The 26,206-nt window shown below is 72.1% G+C and carries 19 protein-coding genes and 1 tRNA gene; 15 read left to right on the plus strand and 5 right to left on the minus strand.

All coding sequences use genetic code 11. The features are described from left to right. Positions 1-51: 51 nt before the first annotated feature. Positions 52-1,902, minus strand: coding sequence for a hypothetical protein (locus ACQ0O7_RS01640; protein WP_430779905.1), 1,851 nt, complete (start codon positions 1,900-1,902; stop codon positions 52-54). Positions 1,903-2,100: 198 nt separating this feature from the next. Between ACQ0O7_RS01640 and hisI the strand changes: the two genes are divergently transcribed. From hisI to ACQ0O7_RS01655, 3 genes are read left to right on the plus strand one after another with little or no spacing between them, the layout of a single operon-like run. Beyond that, positions 2,101-2,466, plus strand: coding sequence for a phosphoribosyl-AMP cyclohydrolase (gene hisI, locus ACQ0O7_RS01645; protein ID WP_430779906.1), 366 nt, complete (start codon positions 2,101-2,103; stop codon positions 2,464-2,466). Continuing rightward, complete coding sequence (locus ACQ0O7_RS01650) at positions 2,463-3,971, plus strand: anthranilate synthase component I (RefSeq protein WP_430779907.1); 1,509 nt, start codon at positions 2,463-2,465, stop codon at positions 3,969-3,971. The genes hisI and ACQ0O7_RS01650 overlap by 4 nt, the downstream gene beginning before the upstream one ends. Further along, the gene (locus ACQ0O7_RS01655; RefSeq protein ID WP_430779908.1) at positions 3,968-4,477 is read left to right on the plus strand and encodes a Trp biosynthesis-associated membrane protein; all 510 of its coding nucleotides are present in this window, start codon (positions 3,968-3,970) and stop codon (positions 4,475-4,477) included. Before ACQ0O7_RS01650 ends, ACQ0O7_RS01655 begins: the two co-directional genes overlap by 4 nt. A 31-nt stretch (positions 4,478-4,508) precedes the next feature. On the opposite strand, the gene ACQ0O7_RS01660 is transcribed toward ACQ0O7_RS01655, so the two are convergent. Next, positions 4,509-4,793 carry a hypothetical protein gene (locus ACQ0O7_RS01660; protein ID WP_430779909.1) on the minus strand — a complete coding sequence of 95 codons (285 nt, stop codon included), beginning with the start codon at positions 4,791-4,793 and terminating at the stop codon, positions 4,509-4,511. A gap of 314 nt (positions 4,794-5,107) precedes the next feature. Between ACQ0O7_RS01660 and trpC the strand changes: the two genes are divergently transcribed. The 5 genes from trpC (at position 5,108) to ACQ0O7_RS01685 (ending at position 10,440) form a co-directional block, all read left to right on the plus strand. After that, positions 5,108-5,974: an indole-3-glycerol phosphate synthase TrpC gene (gene trpC, locus ACQ0O7_RS01665; RefSeq protein ID WP_430779910.1), complete on the plus strand. Its 867-nt coding sequence runs from the start codon at positions 5,108-5,110 to the stop codon at positions 5,972-5,974. 76 nt (positions 5,975-6,050) lie between these two features. Next, positions 6,051-7,292 (plus strand): tryptophan synthase subunit beta, encoded by a 1,242-nt coding sequence (trpB, locus tag ACQ0O7_RS01670; RefSeq protein WP_430779911.1) that lies wholly within the window; start codon positions 6,051-6,053, stop codon positions 7,290-7,292. Further along, positions 7,289-8,092 (plus strand): tryptophan synthase subunit alpha, encoded by an 804-nt coding sequence (gene trpA / locus ACQ0O7_RS01675; protein ID WP_430779912.1) that lies wholly within the window; start codon positions 7,289-7,291, stop codon positions 8,090-8,092. Before trpB ends, trpA begins: the two co-directional genes overlap by 4 nt. A 78-nt stretch (positions 8,093-8,170) precedes the next feature. Then, the gene (gene lgt / locus ACQ0O7_RS01680; protein WP_430779913.1) at positions 8,171-9,244 is read left to right on the plus strand and encodes a prolipoprotein diacylglyceryl transferase; all 1,074 of its coding nucleotides are present in this window, start codon (positions 8,171-8,173) and stop codon (positions 9,242-9,244) included. Positions 9,245-9,252: 8 nt separating this feature from the next. Beyond that, the gene (locus ACQ0O7_RS01685; RefSeq protein ID WP_430779914.1) at positions 9,253-10,440 is read left to right on the plus strand and encodes an FAD-dependent monooxygenase; all 1,188 of its coding nucleotides are present in this window, start codon (positions 9,253-9,255) and stop codon (positions 10,438-10,440) included. Between the two features lie 287 nt (positions 10,441-10,727). Here ACQ0O7_RS01685 and ACQ0O7_RS01690 read toward each other — a convergent pair whose 3' ends face one another. Beyond that, positions 10,728-11,603 carry a GNAT family N-acetyltransferase gene (locus ACQ0O7_RS01690; RefSeq protein WP_430779915.1) on the minus strand — a complete coding sequence of 292 codons (876 nt, stop codon included), beginning with the start codon at positions 11,601-11,603 and terminating at the stop codon, positions 10,728-10,730. 162 nt (positions 11,604-11,765) lie between these two features. Here ACQ0O7_RS01690 and gltB point away from each other — a divergent pair, with 162 nt between their 5' ends. The 4 genes from gltB (at position 11,766) to ACQ0O7_RS01710 (ending at position 20,809) form a co-directional block, all read left to right on the plus strand. Continuing rightward, positions 11,766-16,337: a glutamate synthase large subunit gene (gltB, locus tag ACQ0O7_RS01695; RefSeq protein WP_430779916.1), complete on the plus strand. Its 4,572-nt coding sequence runs from the start codon at positions 11,766-11,768 to the stop codon at positions 16,335-16,337. Further along, entirely contained in the window at positions 16,330-17,799 is a 1,470-nt protein-coding gene (locus tag ACQ0O7_RS01700) for a glutamate synthase subunit beta (RefSeq protein ID WP_430779917.1), read from the plus strand. The genes gltB and ACQ0O7_RS01700 overlap by 8 nt, the downstream gene beginning before the upstream one ends. A gap of 701 nt (positions 17,800-18,500) precedes the next feature. After that, positions 18,501-19,937 (plus strand): pyruvate kinase, encoded by a 1,437-nt coding sequence (pyk, locus tag ACQ0O7_RS01705; protein WP_430779918.1) that lies wholly within the window; start codon positions 18,501-18,503, stop codon positions 19,935-19,937. A 2-nt stretch (positions 19,938-19,939) separates the two neighbouring features. Next, on the plus strand, positions 19,940-20,809 hold the full coding sequence (locus tag ACQ0O7_RS01710; RefSeq protein ID WP_430779919.1) for an acyl-CoA thioesterase: 870 nt from the start codon (positions 19,940-19,942) through the stop codon (positions 20,807-20,809). Positions 20,810-21,275: 466 nt separating this feature from the next. On the opposite strand, the gene ACQ0O7_RS01715 is transcribed toward ACQ0O7_RS01710, so the two are convergent. Further along, on the minus strand, positions 21,276-22,460 hold the full coding sequence (locus tag ACQ0O7_RS01715; protein ID WP_430779920.1) for a hypothetical protein: 1,185 nt from the start codon (positions 22,458-22,460) through the stop codon (positions 21,276-21,278). 425 nt (positions 22,461-22,885) lie between these two features. Continuing rightward, positions 22,886-22,959 (minus strand) — tRNA-Leu (locus ACQ0O7_RS01720). A 131-nt stretch (positions 22,960-23,090) separates the two neighbouring features. On the opposite strand from ACQ0O7_RS01720, the gene ACQ0O7_RS01725 reads away from it, so the two are divergent. The 3 genes from ACQ0O7_RS01725 (at position 23,091) to ACQ0O7_RS01735 (ending at position 26,183) form a co-directional block, all read left to right on the plus strand. Next, complete coding sequence (locus ACQ0O7_RS01725; protein WP_430779921.1) at positions 23,091-23,705, plus strand: ANTAR domain-containing response regulator; 615 nt, start codon at positions 23,091-23,093, stop codon at positions 23,703-23,705. Positions 23,706-23,710: 5 nt separating this feature from the next. Beyond that, complete coding sequence (locus ACQ0O7_RS01730; protein ID WP_430779922.1) at positions 23,711-24,796, plus strand: hypothetical protein; 1,086 nt, start codon at positions 23,711-23,713, stop codon at positions 24,794-24,796. 262 nt (positions 24,797-25,058) lie between these two features. Then, on the plus strand, positions 25,059-26,183 hold the full coding sequence (locus tag ACQ0O7_RS01735; protein ID WP_430779923.1) for a branched-chain amino acid ABC transporter substrate-binding protein: 1,125 nt from the start codon (positions 25,059-25,061) through the stop codon (positions 26,181-26,183). Positions 26,184-26,206: the final 23 nt, after the last annotated feature.

Consider the following 26,206-nt stretch of genomic DNA (forward strand, 5'->3'; position numbering starts at 1 on the left):
TGCAATACGGATCACAGGGCCGTCCGCGTCGCGCGGGCGGCCCTGTGATGGTCACAGCGAGAGGATGCGCTCCAGGTACTCCCGGTAGCCACGCATCGCCATCCGCATGCTCTCGGTGTCCGGCGTGCCGTTACCGCGCAGCGGGTCCAGCTCGTCCCGCTCGGCCAGCAGCACCTCGGTCAGCTCGTTCACGGCGTCGGTGAGCAGATCGTGCGCCCGGGTCAGCGCGGTGACCGGGTCGTCGACGAACTCCGCCTTCACCTCGTGCCAGGCCGCCCGGAAGTGCCGGGCCGCGTCCTCGTCCCACACCGAGCGGCCGATCACCGGGTCATCGGCGTGCGGCTCGGCCACCGGCACCACGGCGGGCGCCGCCGCGGAGACCGGAGCGACGGCCGCGGCGGAGACCGGGGCGGCCACCGCGGCGGAGACCGGCGCGACCACCGGGGTGATCAACGGGGTGATCGCCGGAGCCGGTTCCTCCGGCGCCGCCCGGCGGCCGGTGCGGTGTCCCGTCCCGCCGTCCTCCGGGGCCACCGGCCGGCGGCCCGGCTCGGGGCGGGCCGGCACGTCGATGGTGAGAGACGTCTCGGCGCCCAGGAACGTCGGCGGCGTCGGGCCGGCCGGCGCCGGGGTGACCGACGCCATGCCGAAGGCCTCCGACGGGCGGGTGAGCGCCTCCGAGGGCCGCCCGAGCGGCTCCACCGGACGGCTGCTCGGCTCCGCCGGGGGCCGGCCCAGGCTGAAACCGGCCGGGGCGAAGCCGTAGCCGCCCTCGGCGGCCGGCGGCAGACCCGGGTAACCACCGGTGGCCGGCTCCGCGGCCGGCTCGGCGACCGGGTCCGACGGGGGCCGGGTGGCCGGGATCTGCACCGCGGCCCGCTCCGGCGCGGGCGCCGCCGACACCGGGGCGCTGCCGGCCGGGTCGGCGGGCTCCTCCACCGGGGCCGTGGTGGCCGCCACCGGCTGCCCGGAGACCGGGGCCGGCGACAGCGTGCCGGCCGGGTGGTCCGGGGTGAAGTCGGCGACCGAGTACGGGTTCGGCGTGTAGGCCGGCGACACCGGCATGCCGGAGACCGGACCACCGGAGATCGGCCCGCCCGAGATCGGCGTGACCGGCCCGGCCGGGACCGGCACCGAGGCCCAGCCCGCGGCCGGGCGCACCGGCTCGGACGGCGTCTGCGGCTCGTCGGCCGCGTCGCCCGTCCCGTCCGGGCCGGCCTCCCCGGTCTGCGCGTAACCGGGCGCCCCTGCCCGTCCGTTCATATCGTCACGTCCGTTCTCGTCGCTGTGTCCCGCCACCTCGGCGGCGTCCTGGCCGCTCGCCGGCGAGATCTGTTCCGCCGTGCCGGCGGAGTCCTCGTCGGTCGGCTCGTCACCGACCTGAGAATCGCCCGCCGCGGCCCCGGGAGTATCGCCGGTCCCGCCCTCGGGCGCCGCCCGCTCGTCCCGGTCACCGGGATCGTCCCCGGTGGCGAAGAACCGGCCGGCGCGCCCGCCGAGGCCGAAACCGGCGGCGGGGGAGTCCCCGGGTTCCTCGGACTGTACGTCCTGACCGGCGCCGGGCTGATCCTCCGAAGGCACCGAGTGATCAGGATCGCCGTCCCGCTCCGGGGCTGGTGGACCGGAGTCCGGTGGGGCGGTGACGGGTGGGCGCGGGCCCCGCGCGGCCGCCCGGTTCAGCCCGAACGGGTCGGCGCCGGCCGGATGCCGGGCCGCCGAGGCGATCGGGGCCAGCGGCGGGATGGGCAGGCTGCGGAAGGTGCCCAGCGGCGAGCCGTGCAGCAGATCCGCGGGTGTCTCCGGCTCGGCCGGCTCCGGCACGTCCGGGTCCGGGAGGACCTGCCAGAACCGGGACAGGCCGGGGGACGGGCGGGTGTTGTCGGGGCTGGACGTCGGCTCCATCTGGGTTCACCGCTCCCGTTGCGAGGTCGCACTCGCCGCCGATGCCGTCCGCGGGCACACCGGGCGGCGGGCGCCGGGCAGACTGGCACGTACCGCGCTTCCCGGCGACGGTACCGCTCCGCCCCGGCGAGCACACCCCCGGTTACCGGATCGTGGGCCTCGGTTCCGGGTGGCGGGCGATGGGGGAGAATCGTCGGCGTGTCCGTACCCGATGTAGAGACCACCCTGGACCCGGCGATCGCGGCCCGGCTCAAGCGCACCCCCGACGGCCTGGTCGCGGCGATCGTGCAGGAGCGGGGCACCGGCGACGTCCTGATGCTCGGCTGGATGGACGACGAGGCGCTGCGCCGCACCCTGACCACCGGCCGGGCCACCTACTGGTCGCGCAGCCGCCGGGAGTACTGGGTGAAGGGCGCCACCTCCGGCCACTTCCAGCACGTCCACGGTGTCGCGCTGGACTGCGACGGCGACGCGCTGCTGGTCACCGTGGAGCAGGTCGGCGCGGCCTGTCACACCGGGACGCACACGTGCTTCAGCACCGAGCTGCCGGTGGTGACCCCATGACCAGCGGCGTCACCGTCCCCGGCGAGGCCGAGTTCGTCGCCGTCCGGCGCCGGGTGGTGCCGGTCACCCGCAAGCTGCTGGCCGACGGGGAGACCCCGGTCGGCGTCTACACCAAACTGGCCGGTGGGCCGGGCACCTTCCTGCTGGAGTCGGCGGAGCAGGGCCTGGCCTGGTCGCGGTATTCGTTCATCGGCGTGCGCAGCCTGGCCACCCTGGTCGAGCGGGACGGCGAGGCCACCTGGCTGGGCACTCCGCCGGAGGGCGTGCCGTCGGCCGGCGACCCGGTGGTGGCGCTGCGCGAGACGGTGGCGGCGCTGACCGGTGGCGGCGCGCCGGACGCCGGCCTGCCGCCGCTGACCGGGGGCATGGTCGGCTATCTGAGCTACGACCTGGTGCGCCGGTTCGAGAGACTGCCGTCCACCACTGTCGACGATCTGCGCCTGCCCGAGCTGGGCATGATGCTCGCCACCGACCTGGTGGTGCTGGACCACCACGAGGGTTCGGCGCTGCTGGTGGCCAACGCGGTGCTGGCCGAGGACGCCGACGACGCGGCGCGCCGGGCCGCGTACCACCAGGCGGTGGGCCGTCTCGACGCGATGACCACGGCACTGTCCCGGCCCACCCCGCCGATGGTCTCCACGGTGGACCGGCGGCCGCCCGGTGAGCCGGTCAGCCGCACTCTTCCGGGGGAGTACCAGAAGGCGGTGGAGGAGGCCAAGGAGGCGATCCGGGCCGGCGAGTGCTTCCAGATCGTGGTGGCGCAGCGGTTCGAGCGGCCCACCGACGTGGACGCCCTGGACGTCTACCGGGTGCTGCGGGCCACCAACCCCAGCCCGTACATGTATCTGCTGCGCTTCGACGACTTCGACATCGTCGGCTCGTCGCCGGAGGCGCATCTGAAGGTGAGCGCGAACCGGACGGCACTGCTGCACCCGATCGCCGGCACCCGCTGGCGGGGCGCCACCCCGGAGCAGGACGCCGCGCTCGCCGCCGAGCTGCTCGCCGACCCGAAGGAGCGGTCCGAGCACGTGATGCTGGTCGACCTGGGCCGCAACGACCTGGGCCGGGTGTGCGAGCCGGGTTCGGTGGAGGTGCCGGAGTTCGCCCGGATCGAGCGGTACAGCCACGTCATGCACATCGTGTCGACGGTGGTCGGCCGGCTGCGGGCGGACCGGTCCGCGTTCGACGCGCTGGCCGCGACCTTTCCGGCCGGGACGCTGTCCGGCGCCCCGAAGGTCCGGGCCATGGAGATCATCGAGGAGCTGGAGCCGACCCGGCGCGGCCTGTACGGCGGCACCGTCGGCTACTTCGGGTTCGCCGGTGACATGGACATGGCGATCGCCATCCGGACCGCGCTGCTCAAGGACGGGGTGGCCTACGTCGGCGCGGGTGCCGGCATCGTGGCCGACTCGGATCCGGCGGCGGAGGAGCAGGAGACCCGGAACAAGGCCGCCGCGGTGCTCGCCGCGATCGCCGCCGCGGAGACCCTGCGCGCGGCCCGATGAGGCGGGGTCCGGCCACCGCCGTCCTGGCCTGTCTGGCCGGCGCGGGCGTGGCGCTGCTCGCGGTGACCCGGGTGTGGGTGGTCGAGGTGGAGCACCGGCCCGGCCTGTCGGATCTGCGGACCGAGCAGACCGGCGCCCAGGCGCAGCCGTGGCTGATCGGGCTGGCCCTGATGGCGCTCGCCGGGGCCGGGGCGCTGCTGGCCACCCGGGGCACGGTCCGGCGGGTGCTGGGCGGCCTGCTGGCCCTGACCGGGGTGGGCCTGGTGGTGGGCACGGTGCTGGCCTGGGCCGGCGCCGACCCGGTGTGGCCGGCGGTGACGGTGGTGGGCGGCCTGGTGGTGGCGGCGGGCGGTGTGCTGGCCGGGTGGTACGGCCACACCTGGGCGGCCATGTCGTCCCGCTACGAGCGCAAGCCGGAGGCGACGGCGGCGCCGGAGGTGCAGAGTGTCCCGGACAGCCGCGCTTTCTGGGACGCGCTGGACCGGGGTGAGGACCCGACCCGCTGAGGCCGGTTTCAGCCGGCCCGGCGGGGGTAGATCAGTGTGTGCCGGCCAGTCGCTTACGGGTTCCGGAGCGGCGCGGCCGGCTGTCGGCGGTGGGGCCGGCGGCGACCAGGGCGGCCACGGCACGGGCCGTCTCGGCGCGGGCGGCCTCCCGGGCACGATCGGCCTGAATGGCGTCCCACGCGTTCTCCCGGGCGGTGCGGACGTTGTCCGGCCCGACGACGGCGCGCTGCACTCCGGTGGCGACCTCGGCCGCCACCGAGACCAGGACCCGGGAGACGGCGGCGAAATTCATCGGCTGGGGTAGGTCGGTGGCCATGGGTCGACTCCACATCATCGTCCGGCTGGCTGAGGCGTCGGAACAAGTTTGCCCGAGTCACATGATGGTGGAGTCCTATTTCCGCACGGTGACACTCGTGTCACCACGACGTGGTATCGGCCGAACGGGGGAATAAGCCCAGCCCAGCGCGGTGCGGGGCCTCGGCCGGGTGTGAGCGACGAGACACCCGCGGCGGGCCGGTCGGCATTATGCCGCAGTCCATTCCGTGAGGCGCGCCATACCCCCAGGAGGCCGTCACCCGCTGTCACCTCCTAGCATCAGGCCGAAGACACCCGTGAGAGGGGAGTCATTAGGTGACATCCGATCAGCAGGCGGAAGCGGGCGGTGGCGGTCCCGCCCGCGCGGCATCGCAGAACGTTCTCGAGGAGATCCTCGCCGGCGTCCGGGAGGACGTGGCGGCACGGCAGGCGGCGTTGCCCCTGGAGAAGGTCCGGGAGCTCGCGGCGGCGGCTCCCCCGGCGATCGACGCCTACGCGGCTCTACGCAAGCCCGGTGTGGCGGTGATCGCCGAGGTGAAGCGGGCGTCCCCGTCGAAGGGCGCGATCGCCGACATCCCCGACCCGGCCGAGCTCGCCGGGGAGTACGCGGCGGGCGGTGCCCGCTGCATCAGCGTGCTCACCGAGGGCCGCTGGTTCGGCGGTTCGCTGGACGATCTGGCCGCGGTGCGCGCCTCGGTGCGGATCCCGGTGCTGCGCAAGGACTTCGTGGTCTCCAGCTATCAGGTGCACGAGGCCCGCGCGCACGGCGCCGACCTGGTGCTGCTGATCGTGGCGGCGCTGGAGCAGAACGTTCTGGTCGGCCTCCTGGAGCGCATCGAGTCGCTGGGCATGACCGCCCTCGTCGAGGTGCACAACGAGGAGGAGGCGGACCGGGCGCTGGAGGCGAACGCGAAGGTCATCGGGGTCAACGCCCGTGACCTGCGCACCCTCGAGGTGGACCGGTCGGTGTTCGAGCGGATCGCGCCCGGCCTCCCGCAGAACGTGGTGAAGATCGCCGAGTCCGGGGTGCGCGGCCCGCACGACCTGATCCGTTACGCGTCGGCCGGTGCCGACGCGGTGCTGGTCGGCGAGGGCCTGGTGACCCAGAAGTCGCCGCGGGACGCGGTGGCCGAGCTGGTCAACGCCGGCAACCACCCGGCGACGCCGAGGCCGGTGCGGTGACCACTGTGCAGACGGGAAGAACCATGAAACCAGCCCGGGGCGGCCACACCACGCCTCCGCCGCGCTCCGGAGCGGCATGACCGCCCCGAGCTTGCCGGACCTGGCCGGACATTTCGGCAGGTACGGCGGACGTTTCGTGCCCGAGGCCCTGATCAAGGCCCTCGACGAGCTGGACGCGGCGTACCGGTCGGCGAAGCAGGACCCGGAGTTCCAGGCCACCTTCAAGGACCTGCTGCTGAACTACGCGGGCACCCCGTCGCTGCTCTACCGGGCGACCCGGCTGTCCGAGGCGCTCGGCGCGGAGATCCTGCTGAAGCGGGAGGACCTGAACCACACCGGCGCCCACAAGGTGCGCAACGTGCTGGGCCAGGCGCTGCTCGCGAAGCGGATGGGCAAGCCCCGGGTGATCGCCGAGACCGGCGCCGGCCAGCACGGGGTGGCCAGCGCGACCGCCGCCGCCCTGCTGGACCTGGAGTGTGTGGTCTACATGGGCGAGACCGACACCCAGCGGCAGGCGCTGAACGTGGCCCGGATGCGGATGCTGGGCGCCACCGTCATCCCGGTGACCAACGGCTCCCGCACCCTGAAGGACGCGCTGAACGAGGCGTTGCGGGACTGGGTCTCCACCGTCGACACCACCCACTACCTGCTGGGCACCGCGGCCGGGCCGCACCCGTTCCCGGAGCTGGTGCGCGACTTCGTCGGCGGCATCGGCGTCGAGGCCCGGGCCCAGTGCCTGGAGCAGCTCGGCCGGCTGCCGGACGCGGTGGCGGCGTGTGTCGGTGGCGGGTCGAACGCGATCGGCATCTTCCACGCCTTCGTCCCGGACGAGGGGGTCCGGCTGTTCGGTTTCGAGGCCGGCGGCGACGGGGTGGAGACCGGCCGGCACGCGGCGTCGATCACCGGCGGTTCGGTGGGGGTGCTGCACGGCAACCGCACCTATCTGCTGCAGGACGGCGACGGCCAGACGATCGAGTCGCATTCGATCTCGGCGGGCCTGGACTACCCGGGTGTCGGCCCGGAGCACGCGTGGCTGCACGACAGCGGCCGGGCGGTCTACGAGCCGGTCACCGACGCCGAGGCGATGGCCGCGTTCCAGCTGCTCTGCCGGACCGAGGGGATCATCCCGGCGATCGAGAGCTCGCACGCTCTGGCCGGCGCCGCGAAGATCGCGCCCCGGCTGCGCGCGGAGCTGGGCCGGACGCCGACCATCGTGATCAACCTGTCCGGCCGGGGTGACAAGGACGTGCACACCGCCGGGGCGTACTTCGGCATCCTCGACCAGAACGAGACGGTCGTCCCGGGGGAGAACACGTGAGCATCGCCGAGACGTTCGCCACGGCGCGGGCGGAGAACCGCTCGGTGCTGGTGGGCTGCATGCCGGCCGGGTTCCCGACGGTCGACGACAGCATCGAGCAGATGATCGCGATGCACGAGGCCGGCTGCGACGTGATCGAGGTCGAGCTGCCGTACTCGGATCCGGTGATGGACGGCCCGGTGATCCAGAAGGCGAGTGACATCGCCCTGGCCAACGGGGTCCGCACCCGGGACACCCTGAAGATCATCGACGCGGTGTCGTCGGCCGGGGCCACGGTCGTGCTGATGACCTACTGGAACCCGATCGAGAAGTACGGTGTCGACGCGTTCGCCCGTGACCTGGCCGCGGCCGGGGCGACCGGGCTGATCACGCCGGACCTGATCCCGGACGAGGCGGCCGAGTGGATCGCCGCCTCGGACGCGCACCGGATCGACCGGACGTTCCTGGTGGCGCCCAGCTCCACCGACGAGCGGATCGCGATGACTCTGGCGAACTGCCGGGGCTTCGTCTACGCGACCGCGCTGATGGGTGTCACCGGCGCCCGCGAGACGGTCTCCTCGCAGGCTCCCGACCTGGTGAAACGGATCCGGGCGATCGACCCGGGGATGCCGGTCGGGGTGGGCCTGGGGGTGGGGAACGGGACGCAGGCCGCCGAGGTGGCCGCGTTCGCCGACGGGGTGATCGTGGGCAGCGCCCTGATCCGCTGCGTGCTGGAGGCCCCGGACCGGGCCGCCGGCCTGGCCGGTCTGCGGGCCCTGAGCAGCGAACTGGCCGAGGGCGTGCGCACGCGCCCGCTGTGATCACGCTGAGGGCATCGGTGAAAACAGCCGGTGCCCTGGGCATCACAGATCGGCGTGTCGGCGGTAGCGTGTGCACCCGTGAACTTCGCTGCCATCCCCAGCCCCACCCAGTCGGTGTGGGATCTGTTCGGGTTCCCGATCCGCGCCTACGCGCTCTGCATCATCGCCGGCATGGTCGCCGCCACCCTCCTCACGGAGTACCGGTTGCGCAAGCGCGGTGTGGCGCCGTGGGTGTCGCTGGACGTGGTGGTGTGGGCGGTGCCGTTCGGCATCGTCGGCGCCCGCATCTACCACCTGATCACCTCGCCGGAGGCGTATTTCGGCGCCGGCGGTGACCCGGTCCGGGCGTTCTACATCTGGGAGGGCGGCCTCGGCATCTGGGGCGCGGTGGCCGGTGGGGCGGTCGGCGCGTGGATCGGCTGCCGGCAGATCGGCCTGCCGCTGAGTGTCTTCGCCGACGCGCTGGCTCCGGGCCTGCCGCTGGCGCAGGCGATCGGCCGCCTCGGCAACTGGTTCAACAACGAGCTGTACGGCAAGGTCACCACCCTGCCGTGGGGTCTCGAGGTGCACGAGATGGATTCGGCGAACCCGGGCCACGCCACCATGATCGACGGCGAGCCGGTGACCAAGCCGGACCTCTACCACCCGACGTTCGCGTACGAGCTGATCTGGAACCTGGGCGTCGCCGGCCTGGTCTGGCTGCTGGACCGGAAGTTCAAGTTCGGCCGTGGCCGGGCCTTCGCGCTGTACGTGATGGCCTACACCGCCGGCCGGGTGTGGATCGAGATGCTGCGGGTCGACGAGGCGAACACGTTCTTCGGCGTGCGGATCAACGTCTTCGTGTCGATCGTCATCTTCCTGCTGGCGACCGCCTACTTCGTGGTGGTGAAGGGCCCGCGCGGCTACGTGGTGCCGGCCGACGCGCCGGACACCGCCCCGGAGCCCGCCGCCGAGAGCGACGTCTCCCAGGTGGACGTGGAGGACACCGCGAAGAGCGCCGCCGCCAAGCAGCCGGCCGGCTACCAGCTGGTCAGTGAGGAACGCTTCGAGGAGTACCAGAGGACCGGCGTGCTGCCGCCGGCCGAGGTGCCGGCCGAGCCCGCCGAGCCCGTTGCCGTCGTCGCGGCCGGCGACGACGAGAAGAAGAGCTGACCCCTCTCATGCGTACGGCCGTGGTGGTGGGCGCGGGAACGGCCGGCCTGGCCGCGGCCGGGGCGCTGTCCCGGTCCGGCTGGCGGGTGACCCTGCTGGAGCGGGCCGAGCGGATCGCCGCGCCGCCGACCGCGGTGGTGCTGTGGCCCAACGGCATGCGGGCCCTGCAGTCCCTGGATCCGGACGGCGGCTGGACGGCGATCGCGTCGGCGCTGCCGGACGGCGGGGTGCGCCGCCCGGACGGCCAGTGGCTGGTCACCCCGCGGGCGCGGGCCGGCGCGGGCCCGGCCCCGGCGGTGGCGCATCTGGAGGACGTCCACGACGCGCTGATGGCCGGCCTGGGTGACGTGGAGATCCGGACCGGCTTCGACGCCCTCCGGATCCGCACCGGGCTGCGGACCCGCCCGTCGGTCAGTGACGGCCGGACCACCGTGGAGGCGGATCTGCTGGTCGGCGCGGACGGCATCGACAGCCGGGTGCGTGCCGCGGTGGCGCCGGAGTCGGTGGCGGTGGGTTCCGGGTTCGCCGCCTGGCAGGCGGTGATCCCCGGGTTCCGGGTGCCGCGGCCGGCCGAGGACCGCTGTGTGGGCGGGGAGACGCTGGGCGCCGGGTACCGTTTCGTGGCCATGCCGCTGGGTGAGCACGCGGCCGGCCGGGGTGGGGTCTACTGGGTGGCGACCGCCGCCGGGGCGGCCCGCCCGGAGTCGCCGTCCACCCAGCTCACGCTGCTGCGGCGATGGTTCGCGGGCTGGCACGAGCCGGTCGGCGAGCTGCTGGCGGCGACCCGTCCGGAGGATCTGGTGCCGCAGGGGGTCCGGGAGTTGCGGCCGCTGCCGCGCGCCTACGGGTTCCCGGCCGGTCCGGGTGGGGTGGTGCTGATCGGGGACGCCGCGCACGCCATGCCGCACCATCTGGGCCAGGGCGCCTGCCTGGCGTTCGAGGACGCGGCGACGCTGCGGTCGGTGGTGGCCGAGGCGGAGCCGGGCGCCGAGCTGAACGCCGCGGTCGAGGCCTACAGCCGGATGCGGCGCCCGCGGACCGCCACGGTGGTCCGGCAGAACCGGCGGATGTCGGCGGTGGTCCAGGCCCGCGGCCGGCTCGCGCTGCGGGCCCGGGACGCGGCCCTCAACCACATGCGGCCGCGGATGCTGGCCCGCTCCCTGGATCCGGTTCACGACTGGACACCGCCGGAATAACCCCTTTCTGCGGTACGCCCCACGGCCCCACAGAAGCAGCGGACCGCCCCGTGCCGTCCGCGCGAGGTGGGCGGCCGGTTCGGGCCGTGCCGCGGCCGCCGGGCTTGAGCGTGCCCCACCGGCGGGCAAGATCACATTCCGGGACGGCCCGGATGGAGAACCTCACAGTGGAGATTCCCCACCCGGAACCGGTGGTGTGCTGCGCGTGGAACCGATCCTGGTAAGGACTGAAACCGGTTCTGATGCTTACCCCGTACCAAATCCTGGGAATGTGATTAATCGCTGACCTAGAGAGGCGCGGCAGCCGGTTCGGCGATGCAGGCCGTGCCGACCCGCCGGAAACCGACCCGGGTGTAGAGGCGGGCCACGTCGTCGTCGCCGGCCGACAGGAACACCAGGTCGACGCCGTCGGCCAGCAACCGCCCGGCCAGCGTCGCGGTGAGCTGCGAGGCGTACCCGCGCTGCCGCGCCGAGGGCAGCGTGGCCACCCCGACCACCTCGGCCACGTCCCCGGCGCGCTGGCCGGTCGCGGTGGCCACGATGCCCTCGGCCGGCGACTCGGCGAGCACGGCCAGGTAGTCGCCGGAGCCGAACAGCTCCCGCGCGTGCCGCACCGCCTCCGCCGACAGCATCTCGCCGGCGTCCCGCTCGGCCGGCCCGGCGGCCTCGATGACCAGCGTCTTCTCCATCGCGGAGGCCAGCGGCGCACGGTGTGCCGGGGCGGCGAACGCGAGCCGCGCCACCGCCCGGGAGGCGCGCACGTCGGCCGGGAAGGTGGGCGCCCGCGGATCCAGCCAGCGGGCCTCGGCGTCCCGCAGCGGCAGGTCCGGCACCAGGGCCGCCGGGTCCAGCACCAGGAGGGGTGCCAGCAGCACGTCCAGCCCCGCGGACCGGGCCACCGCCAGCATCCCTGGTGAGGTCTCGTGCACCCACTCGAACGTCTCCGGCAGGCCGAGATCGCGCTGGCGGGCCCGCACCTCCAGGATGTCGGCGGCGGAGGGGGTGTGCGAACCGAGGCTCGGGCGGGCATAGTAGGGCCAGCCCTCACCCGCCCGGATGAAGAGAACGAGAGACCCGATCTCCTCGATCCGGGACCATGGGCGGGGCAGAGCGTCGTAGAACCGTTCGAGCCGGTCGAAAAGGCCGGAATCCGCTGGCGCCATCGCGCGAGACTACCGGTCACCGCACCGGCTGTGCTATTCAGTTCGTCCGCGCTGCGGCAAGAGGTGTGATCAATCCGCATCTGGCGGAGAGCAGAGGCTCTTACCGTAGACTCAAGAGACTTTGCAGGGCCGACGTCGTCCCGACCTCAGAATGAAACACCAGTGACGACAGGAGGCCCGGTGGCATATCCGCACCCCCAGGGGCTTTACGACCCTCAGACGGAGCGAGACGCCTGTGGTGTCGCATTTGTCGCTGACATTCACGGCCGTCGTTCCCACGATGTGGTGGCCAAGGGTCTGACCGCGCTGATCCGGCTGGACCACCGGGGCGCGCGTGGCGCCGAGCAGAACACCGGTGACGGCGCCGGCATCATGATCCAGGTTCCGGACGAGTACTACCGCGCCGTGGCCGGCTTCGAGCTGCCGCCCGCCGGGTCGTACGCGACCGGCCTCGTCTTCCTTCCCACGGACCCCGACGACGCGGCCCGTGCGACCAAGATCTTCGAGAAGTACGTGCTGGTCGAGGGCGGCGAGGTGCTCGGCTGGCGGGACGTGCCGGTCGACCCGGCCGACCTGGGCGCCACCGCCGAGGACGCCCGCCCGTCGATCCGCCAGGTGTTCCTGGCCGCCGACCGGCTCAGCGCCTCCGACGCCGGCCCGGCCGGCCAGCGGCTCTCCGGCATCGAGCTCGACCGGGTCGCGTTCTGCATCCGCAAGCAGGCCGAGCGGGAGACCTCCCAGCGCGGCATCGCCGCCTACTTCCCGTCGCTGTCCTCCCGGACGATCACCTACAAGGGCATGCTCACCCCCGAGCAGCTCCCGGCGTTCTTCCCGGACCTGACCGACGAGCGGGTCTCCTCGGCGATCGCCCTGGTGCACTCCCGGTTCTCGACGAACACCTTCCCGTCGTGGCCGCTGGCCCACCCGTACCGCCTGATCGCCCACAACGGTGAGATCAACACCATCCGGGGCAACAAGAACTGGATGGCCGCCCGCGAGGCGCTGCTGTCCTCGCCGAACATCCCCGGCAACATCAAGCGGCTGTTCCCGATCAACTCGCCGGAGGCCTCCGACTCGGCCGGCTTCGACGAGGTCCTCGAACTGCTGCACCTGGCCGGCCGCAGCCTGCCGCACGCGGTGCTGATGATGATCCCGGAGGCGTGGGAGAACGACCCGGACATGGATCCGGCCCGCCGCGCCTTCTACAAGTTCCACGCCAGCATGATGGAGCCGTGGGACGGCCCGGCCGCGGTCGCCTTCACCGACGGCTCGATCATCGGCGCCGTGCTGGACCGCAACGGCCTGCGCCCCGGCCGCTGGTGGCACACCAAGGACGGGCTGGTCGCGCTCGGCTCCGAGGCCGGCATCATCGACGTCGACCCGGCCGACGTGGTCGCCAAGGGCCGGCTGCAGCCCGGCAAGATGTTCCTGGTCGACACCACTGCCGGCCGCATCGTGCACGACGACGAGATCAAGGCCGAGCTGGCCGCCGCCGAGCCGTACGCCGACTGGCTGCACGCCGGGCTGATCGAGCTCGGTGACCTGCCGCCGCGTGAGCACGTCGTCTACACCCACGACTCGGTCACCCGCCGGCAGCAGGTCTTCGGCTACTCCGAGGAGGAACTGAAGATCCTCATCGCGCCGATGGCCCGCCTCGGCGCCGAGCCGCTCGGCTCGATGGGCACCGACACCCCGATCTCACCGCTGTCCACCCGGCCGCGGCTGATGTTCGACTACTTCCACCAGCTGTTCGCGCAGGTCACCAACCCGCCGCTGGACGCCATCCGGGAGGAGCTGGTGACCAGCCTCTCCTCGACGATCGGCCCGGAGGGCAACCTGCTCAAGCCGGGACCGGCCAGCTGCCGGCAGATCACCCTGCCGTACCCGGTGATCGACAACGACGAACTCGCCAAGATCCTCAGCATCGACGAGGACGGCGACCTGCCCGGCTTCAAGGCGGTCCGGGTCTCCGGGCTCTACCCGCTGCGCGACGGCGCGGCCGGCATCAAGGCCCGGCTCACCCAGATCTGCCGGCACGTCTCCGAGGCCATCGAGGACGGCGTGCGCATCCTGGTGCTGTCCGACCGGGACTCCAACGCCGACCTGGCCCCGATCCCGTCGCTGCTGCTCACCGCGGCCGTGCACCAGCACCTGGTGCGCGAGCAGACCCGCACCCAGGTGGCCCTGGTCGTGGAGTCCGGCGACTGCCGCGAGGTGCACCACGCGGCCACCCTGATCGGGTTCGGCGCGGCCGCGGTCAACCCGTACCTCGCCTTCGAGAGCGTCGAGGACCTGATCGCCACCGGAGCGCTGGTCGGGGTGGAGCCGCGCAAGGCGGTCCGCAACTACGTCAAGGCGCTCGGCAAGGGCGTCCTGAAGATCATGTCCAAGATGGGCATCTCGACCGTCTCGTCGTACTGCGGCGCCCAGGTGTTCGAGGCCGTCGGCCTGGACACCAAGCTGCTCCAGCGCTACTTCGCCGGCACCTCCGGGCGGATCGGCGGCGTCGGCCTGGCCGGGGTGCACGCCGAGATCAAGGCGCGGCACGACAAGGCGTACCCGGCCAACAAGGCCGAGCGCGCGCACCGCCGCCTCGAAGTCGGCGGGGAGTACCAGTGGCGCCGCGAGGGTGAGCTGCACCTGTTCAACCCGGAGACGGTCTTCCTGCTCCAGCACGCCACCCGCAGCAAGCAGTACGACGTGTTCCGCCGCTACACCGCCAAGGTCGACGAACTGTCGGCGGCGGCCGGTCACCTGCGTGGCCTGTTCCGGTTCGCCTCCGACCGCACCCCGATCAGCATCGACGAGGTCGAACCGGCCGCCGAGATCGTCAAGCGGTTCTCCACCGGCGCGATGAGCTACGGCTCGATCTCCGCCGAGTCGCACGAGACCCTGGCCGTCGCGATGAACCGGCTCGGCGCCAAGTCGAACACCGGCGAGGGTGGCGAGGACGTCGAGCGGCTGTACGACCCGCAGCGTCGCTCGGCCATCAAGCAGATCGCCTCCGGCCGCTTCGGCGTCACCAGCGAATACCTGGTCAACGCGGACGACCTGCAGATCAAGATGGCGCAGGGCGCGAAGCCCGGCGAGGGCGGCCAGCTGCCCGGCAACAAGGTGTGGCCGTGGATCGCCAAGACCCGGCACGCCACCCCCGGCGTCGGCCTCATCTCGCCGCCGCCGCACCACGACATCTACTCCATCGAGGACCTGGCCCAGCTGGTCCACGACCTCAAGATGGTCAACCCGCAGTCCCGGGTGCACGTCAAACTGGTCTCCGAGATCGGCGTCGGCACCGTCGCCGCTGGGGTGGCCAAGCTCAAGGCCGACGTCATCCTGATCTCCGGCCACGACGGCGGCACCGGCGCGTCCCCGCTCAACTCGCTCAAGCACGCCGGCACCCCGTGGGAGCTGGGCCTGGCCGAGGCACAGCAGACGCTGCTGCTCAACCGGCTCCGCGACCGGGTCACCGTGCAGGTCGACGGCCAGCTCAAGACCGGCCGGGACGTGGTCATCGCGGCCCTGCTCGGGGCCGAGGAGTTCGGGTTCGCCACCGCGCCGCTGATCGTCTCCGGCTGCATCATGATGCGGGTCTGCCACCTGGACACCTGCCCGGTCGGCATCGCCACCCAGAACCCGGTGCTGCGCGAGCGCTACACCGGCAAGCCCGAGTTCGTCGAGAACTTCTTCATGTTCCTCGCCGAGGAGACCCGGGAGATCTTGGCTGAGCTGGGCTTCCGCAGCATCGACGAGGCCATCGGCCACGCCGAGGTGCTCAACGTCACCGAGGCCGTCGACCACTGGAAGGCCAAGGGCCTCGACCTGGCCCCGGTCCTCTACGTGCCGGAACTGCCCGAGGGCGCGTCCCGCCGCGGCATCGTCGCCCAGGACCACGGCCTCGAACTCGCCCTGGACAACCAGCTGATCGCGCTGGCCCAGCCGGCCCTCACCGACGGTGAGCCGGTCCGCGCCGAACTGGTCGCCACCAACGACCAGCGCAGCGTCGGCGCCATGCTCGGCGGCGAGGTGTCCCGGCGGTACGGCGGCAACGGCCTGCCCGACGACACCATCTCGTTCACCCTGCGCGGCACCGGCGGCCAGTCGTTCGGCGCCTTCCTGCCGCGCGGCGTCACCCTGCGGCTGATCGGCGACAGCAACGACTACGTCGCCAAGGGCCTCTCCGGCGGCCGGGTGATCGTGCGGCCCGCCGAGGACGCGCCGTTCACCGCCGAGGACAACACCATCGCCGGCAACACGATCATCTACGGCGCCACCGGCGGCGAGATCTTCCTGCGCGGCAAGGTCGGCGAACGGTTCGCGGTCCGCAACTCCGGCGCCGCCGCCGTCGTCGAGGGTGTCGGCGACCACGGCTGCGAGTACATGACCGGTGGCACCGTCGTCGTGCTCGGCCGGACCGGGCGCAACTTCGCGGCCGGCATGAGCGGTGGCAAGGCGTTCCTGCTCGACCTGGACCAGTCCCTGGTCAACCCGGAGCTGGTCGACCTCGGCCCGCTCACCGACGACGAGCGCGACCTGCTGCGCTCGCTGGTCGAGAAACACCACGCGGAGACCGACTCGGCCATCGCCGGCCGGCTGCTCAAGGACTGGCCCACCGCCGTCGAGCGCTTCACCGCGGTGGTCCCGCGCGACTACAAGCGCGTGATGGAACTGATCAAGACCGCCGAAGCCGCCGGTCGCAACGTCGACGAGGCTGTCATGGGGGTTACCAGTGCCTGACCCTAACGGTTTCCTCCGCTACCAGCGGCAGGTCCCGAAGCGCCGCCCGGTGCCGGTGCGCATCCTGGACTACAAGGAGGTCTACCCGCCCGCGGGTGAGGCCCTCATCCGGGACCAGGCCACCCGCTGCATGGACTGCGGCATCCCGTTCTGTCACGACGGCTGCCCGCTCGGCAACCGCATCCCGGACTGGAACGACCTGGTCCGGACCGGGGGATGGGCCGCCGCGTCCGACTCGCTGCACGCCACCAACAACTTCCCCGAGTTCACCGGGCGGCTCTGCCCGGCGCCCTGCGAGGCGGCCTGCGTCCTCGGCATCGCCGACGACCCGGTCACCATCAAGCAGGTCGAGGTCGAGATCGCCGGGTACGCCTTCGGCGCCGGGCTGATCCCGCAGCCGGCCCCGTCCGCCTCCGGCAAGTCGGTCGCGATCGTCGGCTCCGGCCCGGCCGGTCTGGCCGCCGCCCAGCAGCTCGCACGGGCCGGCCACGCCGTCACCGTCTACGAGCGCGACGACCGGATCGGCGGGCTGCTGCGCTACGGCATCCCCGACTTCAAGATCGAGAAGCACGTGATCGACACCCGGCTGGCCCAGATGGCGGCCGAGGGCGTCGAGTTCCAGACCGGCGTCACCGTCGGCACCGACATCACCGCCGACGACCTGCGCGACCGGTACGACGCGGTCCTGCTGGCCGCCGGAGCACTCGCCGGACGGGACGTCACCGACACCCCCGGGCGCGAGCTGAACGGCGTACACCTGGCGATGGAGCACCTGGTCCCGGCCAACCGGATCGTCGCCGGCCTGCAGGACACCACGCCGATCGACGCCAAGGGCAAGCACGTGATCATCATCGGCGGCGGGGACACCGGCGCCGACTGCCTCGGTGTCGCCCACCGCCAGGGCGCCGCCTCGATCACCCAGCTCGACCAGTACCCGCTACCCCCCGAGCTGCGCGCCGGCGTCAAGGACCCGTGGCCCACCTGGCCGCTGATCCTGCGCAACTACGCCGCGCACGAGGAGGGCGGCGACCGGGTCTTCGGCGTGGCCGTCCAGGAATTCGTCGGCGACGCCGAGGGCAACCTGACCGCCATCCGGATCGCCGAGGTCAGCGTCCAGCGGGTGGACGGCGTCCGCACCGTGGCCGTCACCCCCGGCACCGAGCGTGAACTGCCCGCCGACCTGGTCCTGCTGGCCATCGGCTTCGAAGGCACCGAGGACCAGCCGCTGCTGGCCCAGTTCGGGCTGACCCGCAACCGGCGCAACGTCCTGGACGCCGGGCTGGACTGGCAGACCGGGGCCGAGGGCGTCTTCGTCGCCGGTGACATGCACAAGGGCGCGTCCCTGATCGTCTGGGCGATCGCCGAGGGGCGGGCCGCCGCGGCCGCCATCCACCAGTACCTCGGCGCCGCCGGCGAACTGCCCGCACCGGTCCGGTCGGACTCGCAGCCGCTGTCCGTCTGACACCATTCGCCTAATGCGCCCCCGGATCGTCCGGGGGCGCATTAGGCATTGTCGCTTATCGATCGATGCTGGGCCGGTGGAGGCGATTCCCGCTCACCTTCCGCGCCTCGCCCTCCGCTCGCCCGGTGCGTCACCGCCCGTCATCCGGGCCCGTCACCCCACCGTCCGGGCTCATCACCCCGCCTGGCGCTTTCCCGGCTGCCGGCCCCTGCCCGCAGTCGTCCGGCCTGTCCATCCGCGGTCCTTCGCCCTGTCGCTTCACGGTCCTTCGCCCGGTCGTTCCACGGTCCTTCGCCCTGTCGTCCGACGGTCCTTCGCCCTGTTCGCCCGCGGTCCTTCGCCCTGTTTCGTGCCCCGCTCCGGGCCGTCCGGTGCCGTCAGTGGCCCCACGGCCCGGCTCACCTGGTGATCCCGGACACCCTTGTGCCCGAATTGTTCTTTTTCGCGAGGCGGGCTGAACCCCGTACACAAGCCGGTTTTGTCTCTCCTGCCGTGCCTTTCCGCTGCCTGAGCCTGGGTTGGGGCATGTGCCGACGGGCGCCGGAACGCGAACGCTAGGCTGATCCGGCGGTCGCTGAAGCCCGCGGACGACGCAGCGCACCTCGCTACCGCACAGCGGGTTGACCTCGCCGTCGACACCCGCATTTCATGCCGAAGACGGGGGTCGGCCGCCAGGCCGCCCCGAAAGAAGGACTAGCCTGATGGCCGTGACACGCCGCGCAAAGATCGTCTGCACGATGGGCCCCGCCACCAAGTCCCCGGAGCGCATGCTCGGACTGGTGGAAGCGGGTATGAACGTGGCCCGGATGAACTTCAGCCACGACACCCAGGAGAACCACCGGGAGATGTACGAGCTGGTCCGCGCGGCCGCCGCCCAGGCCGACCGCCCGGTCGCCATCCTCGGTGACCTGCAGGGCCCGAAGATCCGCCTCGGCAAGTTCGCCGACGGCCCGCACCGCTGGGAGACCGGCGACCGCGTCGTCATCACCAGCGAGGAGATCCTCGGCACCAAGGACCGGGTCTCCTGCACCTACAAGAAGCTCCCGCACGAGGTCAAGGTCGGGGACCGCCTCCTGATCGACGACGGCAAGGTCGCCATCGAGGTCACCGAGGTGGAGGGCGAGGACATCCACTGCCTCGTCACCGAGGGCGGCCCGGTCAGCAACAACAAGGGCGTCTCCCTGCCGAACGTCGCGGTCAGCGTCCCGGCCCTGAGCGACAAGGACGAGGCCGACCTGCGCTTCGCCCTGTCCCTCGGCGTCGACCTGGTCGCGCTCAGCTTCGTCCGCGCTCCCGAGGACATCGACCTCGTCCACAAGATCATGGACGAGGAGGGCCGCCGGGTCCCGGTCATCGCCAAGGTGGAGAAGCCCGAGGCGGTCGACCACCTCGAGGCCATCGTCCTCGCCTTCGACGGTGTCATGGTCGCCCGCGGTGACCTCGGCGTCGAGCTTCCCCTCGACCAGGTCCCGCTGGTGCAGAAGCGCGCCGTCCAGCTGTGCCGGGAGAACGCCAAGCCGGTCATCGTGGCCACCCAGATGCTCGACTCGATGATCGAGAACTCGCGGCCCACCCGCGCCGAGGCCTCCGACGTCGCCAACGCGGTGCTCGACGGCGCCGACGCGGTGATGCTGTCCGGCGAGACCTCGGTCGGCAAGTACCCGGTGCTCACCGTCAGCACCATGGCCAAGATCGTCACCACCACCGAGGCCGGTGGCATGGGCGTGCCGCGTCTCCAGCACGACCCGCGTACCCACGGTGGCGCCCTGACCGTCGCCGCCTCGCAGATCGCCCGCAACATCGGCGCCAAGGCCCTGGTCGCCTTCTCGCAGACCGGTGACACCGTCAAGCGTCTCGCCCGCCTGCACTGCGACCTCCCGCTGTACGCGTTCACCCCGGTCGCCGAGGTCCGCAACACCCTCGCCCTCAGCTGGGGTGTGGAGACCTTCCTGACCGACTTCGTCGAGCACACCGACGACATGTTCCGGCAGGTCGACGCGAAGATGCTGAGCATGGGCCTGGCCAAGCCCGGCGACTACGTGGTCGTCGTGGCCGGCTCCCCGCCGAACGCGCCCGGCTCCACCAACACCCTGCGCGTCCACCAGATCGGCTCCCTGGTCGACCCGGCCAAGGTGTGACCTTGCTCCACGGACAGGCCGCCGTCGATCAGCTCCTGGATCTGCTGGATCTGGAGCGGGTCGACGCGGCCACGTTCCGGGGCGAGAGCCCCCAGACCGGTGCGCAGCGCGTGTTCGGCGGCCAGGTCGCCGGGCAGGCGCTGGTCGCCGCCGGCCGCACCGTCGACCCGGCCCGGCTCGTGCACAGCCTGCACGGCTACTTCGTCCGGGCCGGCGACCCCACCGTGCCGATCGACTTCCACGTGGAGACGATCCGGGACGGCCGCTCGTTCTCGGTCCGGCGCTCGACCGCGAAACAGCACGGCAAGACCATCTTCTTCATGTCGGCGTCCTTCCAGATCCCCGAGGAGGGCCTCGACCACCACACCCCCGCGCCGACCGACGTGCCGCCGCCCGAGGACGTGCCCACCATGCTCGACTGGGTCGAGCGGTACCCGTCCCGGATGGCCATGTTCAAGGCCTCACCACGCTCGGTCGACGTGCGGTACGTGGGGATTCCCGGCTGGGTCCCGCCCGGCGACCGGGGCGCCGATCCGGTGCAGCGGGTGTGGATGCGGCTGGACGGCAAACTCCCCGACGATCCGCTGATCCACGCCTGTGCGCTCACCTACGCCAGCGACATGAGCCTGCTCGACGCGGTGCTGTCGACGCACGGTGAGGTGTGGGGCCCGGGTGGCGTGATCGGCGCGAGCCTCGACCACGCGCTGTGGTTCCACCGCCCGTTCCGGGCCGACGAGTGGTTCCTGTACGACAGTGCCAGCCCGTCCGCCAGCGGTGCCCGGGGCCTGGCCAACGGCCGCATGTTCACCCGCGACGGCCGCCACATCGCCAGCGCCGTCCAGGAGGGCCTGCTCCGCCGCATCGGCGGCTGAGGCCCCCCGAACCCCACCCCTCCCGCACCGCGCCGCGGTCCGTTCCGCCCCGGAAGTCGGCACGCCGCAACTGGTGCGTCGTGGTGTGCCGCGCCGCGGTCCGTTCCGTGCCGGAGGTCGGCACGTCGCGGCTGGTGGGTCGTGGTGTGCCGCGTTGTGGTGCGTTTCGTGCCGGAGGTCGGCACGTTGCGGTTCGCGCATTCCGGTGTGCCGCGTTGTGGTGCGTTCTGTGTCGGAGGTCGGCACGTCGCGGCTGGTGGGTCGTGGTGTGCCGCGCTGCGGTCCGTTCCGTGCCGGAAGTCGGCACGTTGCGGTTCCCGCACCCCGGTGTGCCGCGTTGTGGTGTGGATCGGACCGGAAGTCGGCACGCGGTTTGGGCTGGTGCGGAACCCCGCCGGAGTGGATCTCGGCCTGGCGACCGGCCGATGGGCGATCCACCACCGGCGGGGCCGGGGAGACAAGCTGATCAGCGCTTTTTCATGTCGCCCGTCGCGTCTTCCGGCAATTCCGGCGCCGCGTGCGTTCCGGTTGTCATCGGGGCCATGTGCATCCCAGCAGTCGCTGGAGCGTTGTGCATCCCGTTCGGCAGCGACGCCATGTGTAAACCGGCGGGCGCCGGGGCCGCCGCGTGTGCTCCGACCGGCATTGGCGCCGCGTGCGCCCCTGCCGGCAGCGGCGCTGCGTGCGTTTCTGCCGGTAGTGGGGCTGCGTGCGCCCCTGCCGATAGTGGGGCCGTGTGTGTCCCGGCCGCCGGGTTCACCCGCGTACCGGGATCGTGGGTTGCGGGGGTCGCGTTGGGGCCTGACGCGTGGGGACCGGCCGCATGGGTTGCGGTGGGTGGGTGGGGCCCGGGTGACGCCGGGCCGGCCGTTGTCTCCCGGTGGGCCGCGCCCGCCCGCGGATTCGTCACTCCCGCCTGGGCGAGCATCGAGTCCAGGTCCGCGGTGGTGCGTACCACCCGGTCGTGGAAGGTTTCGGCCTCGTCGTCCGGCCGGGCCCGATGCCGCGCCACCCGTTCCCGTGGGGCGTTCTCGGTGTCGGCCATCCCGGCCGCGTACCCGGCCAGCCCGGCGGCCCGTTCCGGCGGCAGTTCCAGCACGTCGCGGCGCGGCCCGGCGACTTCCCGCAGGCGTAGCGCGGTGACCAGTTCGGCGACCGCCCGCAGGATGCCGAGCCCGCCGAGGACGACCGTCACGAGTTCGGCGGACCGGGCGAACGGGCTGGCCGAGAAGAATCCCAGCCCGGTCTCCAGCACGCCGACGGTGACCAGCAGGCTCCACACCCGGTCCGAGCCGCGGGTCATGATCCCGACGGCGACGTCGATCGCGCCGCGCACCATCAGGTACCAGCCGATCAGTGAGGCGGGAGCGGTCAGTGACGAGTCGATGCCGAGCATCAGGATCAGCCCGGTGGCGGTGAACAGTACCGCCATGCCCGCGTTGAGCCACCATGTCCGGGTGCCGGCGAGGGCGCGCAGCATCTCGCACACCGCGCCGAACAGCACCACCGGCCCGGCCACCGCGGCGATGTCGGCCGCCTCCAGTCGCAGCACCGCCCAGCCGATCACCAGCCACGCCGCACCGGCGAACATGAGGAATGTCCACATGCTGCCGCGTTTGACGGTCAACGGCGCGGAACCGGACGACAACATGAGGCCTCCTGCGGGAACTGTCCCTGCCATGACAGCATCCGCAGCCGACCGTGGCCCGCCGTTCGCCGACAAAACCCTTGCGCCGGTACGGGTGACGAGCCGCCCGCCCCGCCCCGCCCGCACCGGTTCCGGTCTTTGGCGCGCGCCGCCCGTTCCGGGGTGGTCGAATGGTGGCGGTGACCCGTGTTCGGAATGGCTGGCCCGCGAGCGGCGTATTCAGCCGGAAACGTGGCGTCCATCGGTCGGAAATGGCACGCGCGTGAATTCCGGCACGACCATCATTCGATGATGGTCGATGTGCTCCGGATGTGGCGGAGTCGCCCCACCTCGGGCTCGATGATCAACACTGGCGTCATCGGCACCCGCCTGGGGAATCCCCGAAACGATCAAGGGGCCGCCCGGGGAAATGCGGGCGGCGTCATCGGTGTCCTCGGTGGGATTCGAACCCACACTGAATGCTGTTTGAGAGCATCGACTCTGCCGGTTGGTCTACGAGGACGAGTCCACACGGGCGGACGCAAGTTCGGTCACGCCAACCCGAGCAAGACACAGCCTACCCACTAGGCTTAGGGCGGCGACACCCACATACCGGGGTGTCGCGACATCGACGTTCTGGGGGTAGGGGTTTCCGTGGCCGACACGCAGGCTGGTGCCGAGCGCAAGCGGGTGCTCATCGCCGAGGACGAGGCCCTCATCCGCCTGGACCTCGCCGAGATGCTCGTCGAGGAGGGCTACGACGTCGTCGGTGAGGCCGGGGACGGCGAGACCGCCGTGCGCCTCGCCGAGGATCTGAAGCCGGACCTGGTGATCCTCGACATCAAGATGCCGATCATGGACGGGCTGGCGGCGGCCGAGCGGATCGCCGGCGGGCGGATCGCCCCGGTGGTGATCCTGACCGCGTTCAGTCAGCGGGATCTGGTGGAGCGGGCCCGTGCGGCCGGTGCGATGGCGTATCTGGTGAAGCCGTTCCAGAAGTCCGATCTGGTGCCGGCGATCGAGATCGCCCTGTCCCGGTATTCCGAGATCGCCGTGCTGGAGCAGGAGGTCGCCGGGCTGACCGACCGGCTGGAGACGCGCAAGTCGGTGGAGCGCGCCAAGGGCGAGCTGATGACGAAGTATTCGATGACCGAGCCGCAGGCGTTCAAGTGGATCCAGCGGACCGCGATGGACCACCGGATGACGATGCGTGAGGTCGCCGACCGGATCCTGGCCGAGCAGCAGGCGGAGGCCGAGCCGCCGCAGTGAGACGGGTGACGGCGGCGCTGGTGTCGGCCGGTCTGCTGGCCGGCTGTTCCCCGGCGCCGCCGTCTGATTCCGGTCCGGTGGTGTGGCGGGAGTCGTCGCTGCCGGTGGGGTCGGGGACGGCTCTGGCACGTGACGTGACGGAGTGCGGTGGGTTTTGGTTCGTCGTGGGTGGGGTGCGGGAGGCGTCGGGGGAGACGCGGCCCGCGGTGTGGTCGAGTGCCGACGCGGTGTCGTGGGGTCCGGTGGCTCTGGAGCCGGTGTCGTTCTACGGCGGGCGGAGCGTGTTGTCGGCGGTGGCGTGTTCCGGCCGGAGTCTGGTCCTGCTGGGCGCGAAGTCGGGTGGGGTGCACGGCAATCCGCGGGTGAGTTCGTGGGTGGGGCCGCCGGCGGGTCCGGTGCGTGAGGTGTCCGCGCCGTTCGAGCTGTTCGGTGGCGCCGAGGCGGTGAACGCCGGGCGGGTGCGTACCGGCGATGGTGGTTTTCTGATCGTCGGCAACCGGGTGTCGGGCGCGTCGGTGTGGTCCTCGCCGGACGGTGCGGAGTTCGTCCCGCGGCCCGGCGCGGGCGCCCGGTCGTGGGCGTCGGACGCGGTGGCGTCGGCGGGTGGCTGGCTGGTGGTGGGCGCGGCGCCGGTGGACGGGGCGCGGCGTCCGGCGGTGTGGTCGTGGGACGCGGCCGGTGGCTGGTCGGCGGTGCCGGTGGAGGCGCCCGGCGCGGGGGAGTTGTTCTGGGCCGGTCCGGTGCTGCTGGGGGTGTCGGAGGGGTTCCGCGGGTGGCGCGTGTCGGGTGGCCGGTGGGTGCCGGGCCCGGTGTTCGGGTCGGCCGGCGTGGGGGTGCCGCCGTCGGTGTCGGGTGCGGTGGCGGCCGGCCGGGTGGTCGCGCTGACCGGTTCCGGTGACCGGTTCGGATTGTGGTCGTCACCGGACGCCGGCGTGTCGTGGACGGCTGTGGAGCCGCCGGCGGCGTTGTCACGGTCGGTGGCCACGGTGGCGGCGCTGGCCGGGGCGGGGGATCGACTGACGCTGTTGTGGGACGGCGGTTCGGGGGCGCGGCTGTGGGTGACGGCAGACCCGTTCGGACGGTTGAAGTAGCGCGTTCGGCTGATCCGCGTCATATGGCGGCAACACGATCTTGGAGTCGGGTAACGGTTCGGTCAATGCGCAGCCAATTTGCTACTCGTGGCTACTGACCGTGGGATAACGTCCCGCCGCAAGACCGGCTGCTGTGCCGGCTCCGTGACTTTTCGTCGAGGACACCCCTCGGCGTGAAGCCCCGGAAGCCATTGATGAAGGGAATCTTGCCTTGAGGCAGAAGCTTTTTCGGGCGGTGGGCGCGGCTGCGGTTGCCGCGTTCATGTTGGGTGGCACTGCCGCGTGTAAGGCGGACAGCCCCAGTGAGTCGACCGGCGGCGGCGACAGTGCCGCCTGTGGCCTGAAGATCGGCTTCTTCGGCGCCCTGACGGGTGACGCGGCCGGTCTCGGTATCCACATGCGCAACGGCACCAAGCTCGCCATCGACCAGTACAACACGGCGAACGCGGACTGCAAGGTCGAACTGCTCGAGCTGGACTCGCAGGGCGACCCGGCCAAGGCCCCGGCCCTGGCGCAGCAGGCGGTCAGCGACGCCAAGGTGACCGCGATCATCGGCCCGGCGTTCTCGGGTGAGTCCGAGGTCGCCGACCCGGTCTTCGAGGCCGCGGGTCTCCCGACGATCACGCCGTCGGCGACGCGTCCGTCGCTGTCCACCAAGGGCTGGAAGACCTTCCACCGTGGTGTCGGCAACGACGAGTCGCAGGGCCCGGCCGCCGGTCGTTACATCGACCAGGTGCTGAAGGCCGAGAAGGTGTACGTCGTGGACGACCAGTCCGCGTACGGCGCCGGTCTGGCCGACGAGGTCACCAAGGTCCTCGGCGCGAAGGTCATCGGCAACGACAAGGTCCAGGTCAAGCAGACCGACTTCTCGGCCGTCTCGACCAAGATCGCCAGCAGTGGCGCGACCGCCCTGTTCTTCGGTGGCTACTACACCGAGGCGGGCCTGCTGCTCAAGCAGCTGAAGGGTGCCGGCTGGAAGGGCACGATGGTCGCCGGTGACGGCGTCAACGACGCGAACTTCGTCAAGGTGGCCGGCGACGCCGCTGCCGAGGGCACCATCCTGACCTGCCCGTGCGCCCCGGCGACCGAGGCCAAGGGCACCTTCGTGACCGACTACAAGGCCGCGTTCGACAACGCCGAGCCGGGCACGTACGCCGATGTCTCCTTCGACATCACCAACATCGCGCTCGAGGGCATCAAGGGCGGCAACACCACCCGCGAGAAGCTGAACACCTTCATCTCGGGCTACAACAAGGTCGGTGCGGCCACCGGTGTGACCTACAAGTTCGAGGCCGACGGTGACCTCGACCCGGCGGAGGTCCTGGTGTGGGCGTTCAAGGTCCAGGGTGGCAAGGTCGTCCAGGACCAGGAGATCCCGAAGTCCTGATCGAGCTGCATGGCTCGTGAGCG

It is taken from the genome of Actinoplanes sp. G11-F43, from assembly GCF_050589265.1.
Taxonomy (GTDB): domain Bacteria; phylum Actinomycetota; class Actinomycetes; order Mycobacteriales; family Micromonosporaceae; genus Actinoplanes.

Bases quoted from the DNA above. Each gene is read 5' to 3' on its own strand.
- pyk (WP_430779918.1), top strand. From the start codon at position 18,501: ATGGCCGTGACACGCCGCGCAAAGATCGTCTGCACGATGGGCCCCGCC.
- ACQ0O7_RS01685 (WP_430779914.1), top strand. From the start codon at position 9,253: ATGCGTACGGCCGTGGTGGTGGGCGCGGGAACGGCCGGCCTGGCCGCG.
- ACQ0O7_RS01650 (WP_430779907.1), top strand. From the start codon at position 2,463: ATGACCAGCGGCGTCACCGTCCCCGGCGAGGCCGAGTTCGTCGCCGTC.
- trpB (WP_430779911.1), top strand. From the start codon at position 6,051: ATGACCGCCCCGAGCTTGCCGGACCTGGCCGGACATTTCGGCAGGTAC.
- ACQ0O7_RS01660 (WP_430779909.1), bottom strand. From the start codon at position 4,793: ATGGCCACCGACCTACCCCAGCCGATGAATTTCGCCGCCGTCTCCCGG.
- ACQ0O7_RS01640 (WP_430779905.1), bottom strand. From the start codon at position 1,902: ATGGAGCCGACGTCCAGCCCCGACAACACCCGCCCGTCCCCCGGCCTG.
- ACQ0O7_RS01690 (WP_430779915.1), bottom strand. From the start codon at position 11,603: ATGGCGCCAGCGGATTCCGGCCTTTTCGACCGGCTCGAACGGTTCTAC.
- ACQ0O7_RS01715 (WP_430779920.1), bottom strand. From the start codon at position 22,460: ATGTTGTCGTCCGGTTCCGCGCCGTTGACCGTCAAACGCGGCAGCATG.
- ACQ0O7_RS01735 (WP_430779923.1), top strand. From the start codon at position 25,059: ATGTTGGGTGGCACTGCCGCGTGTAAGGCGGACAGCCCCAGTGAGTCG.
- ACQ0O7_RS01655 (WP_430779908.1), top strand. From the start codon at position 3,968: ATGAGGCGGGGTCCGGCCACCGCCGTCCTGGCCTGTCTGGCCGGCGCG.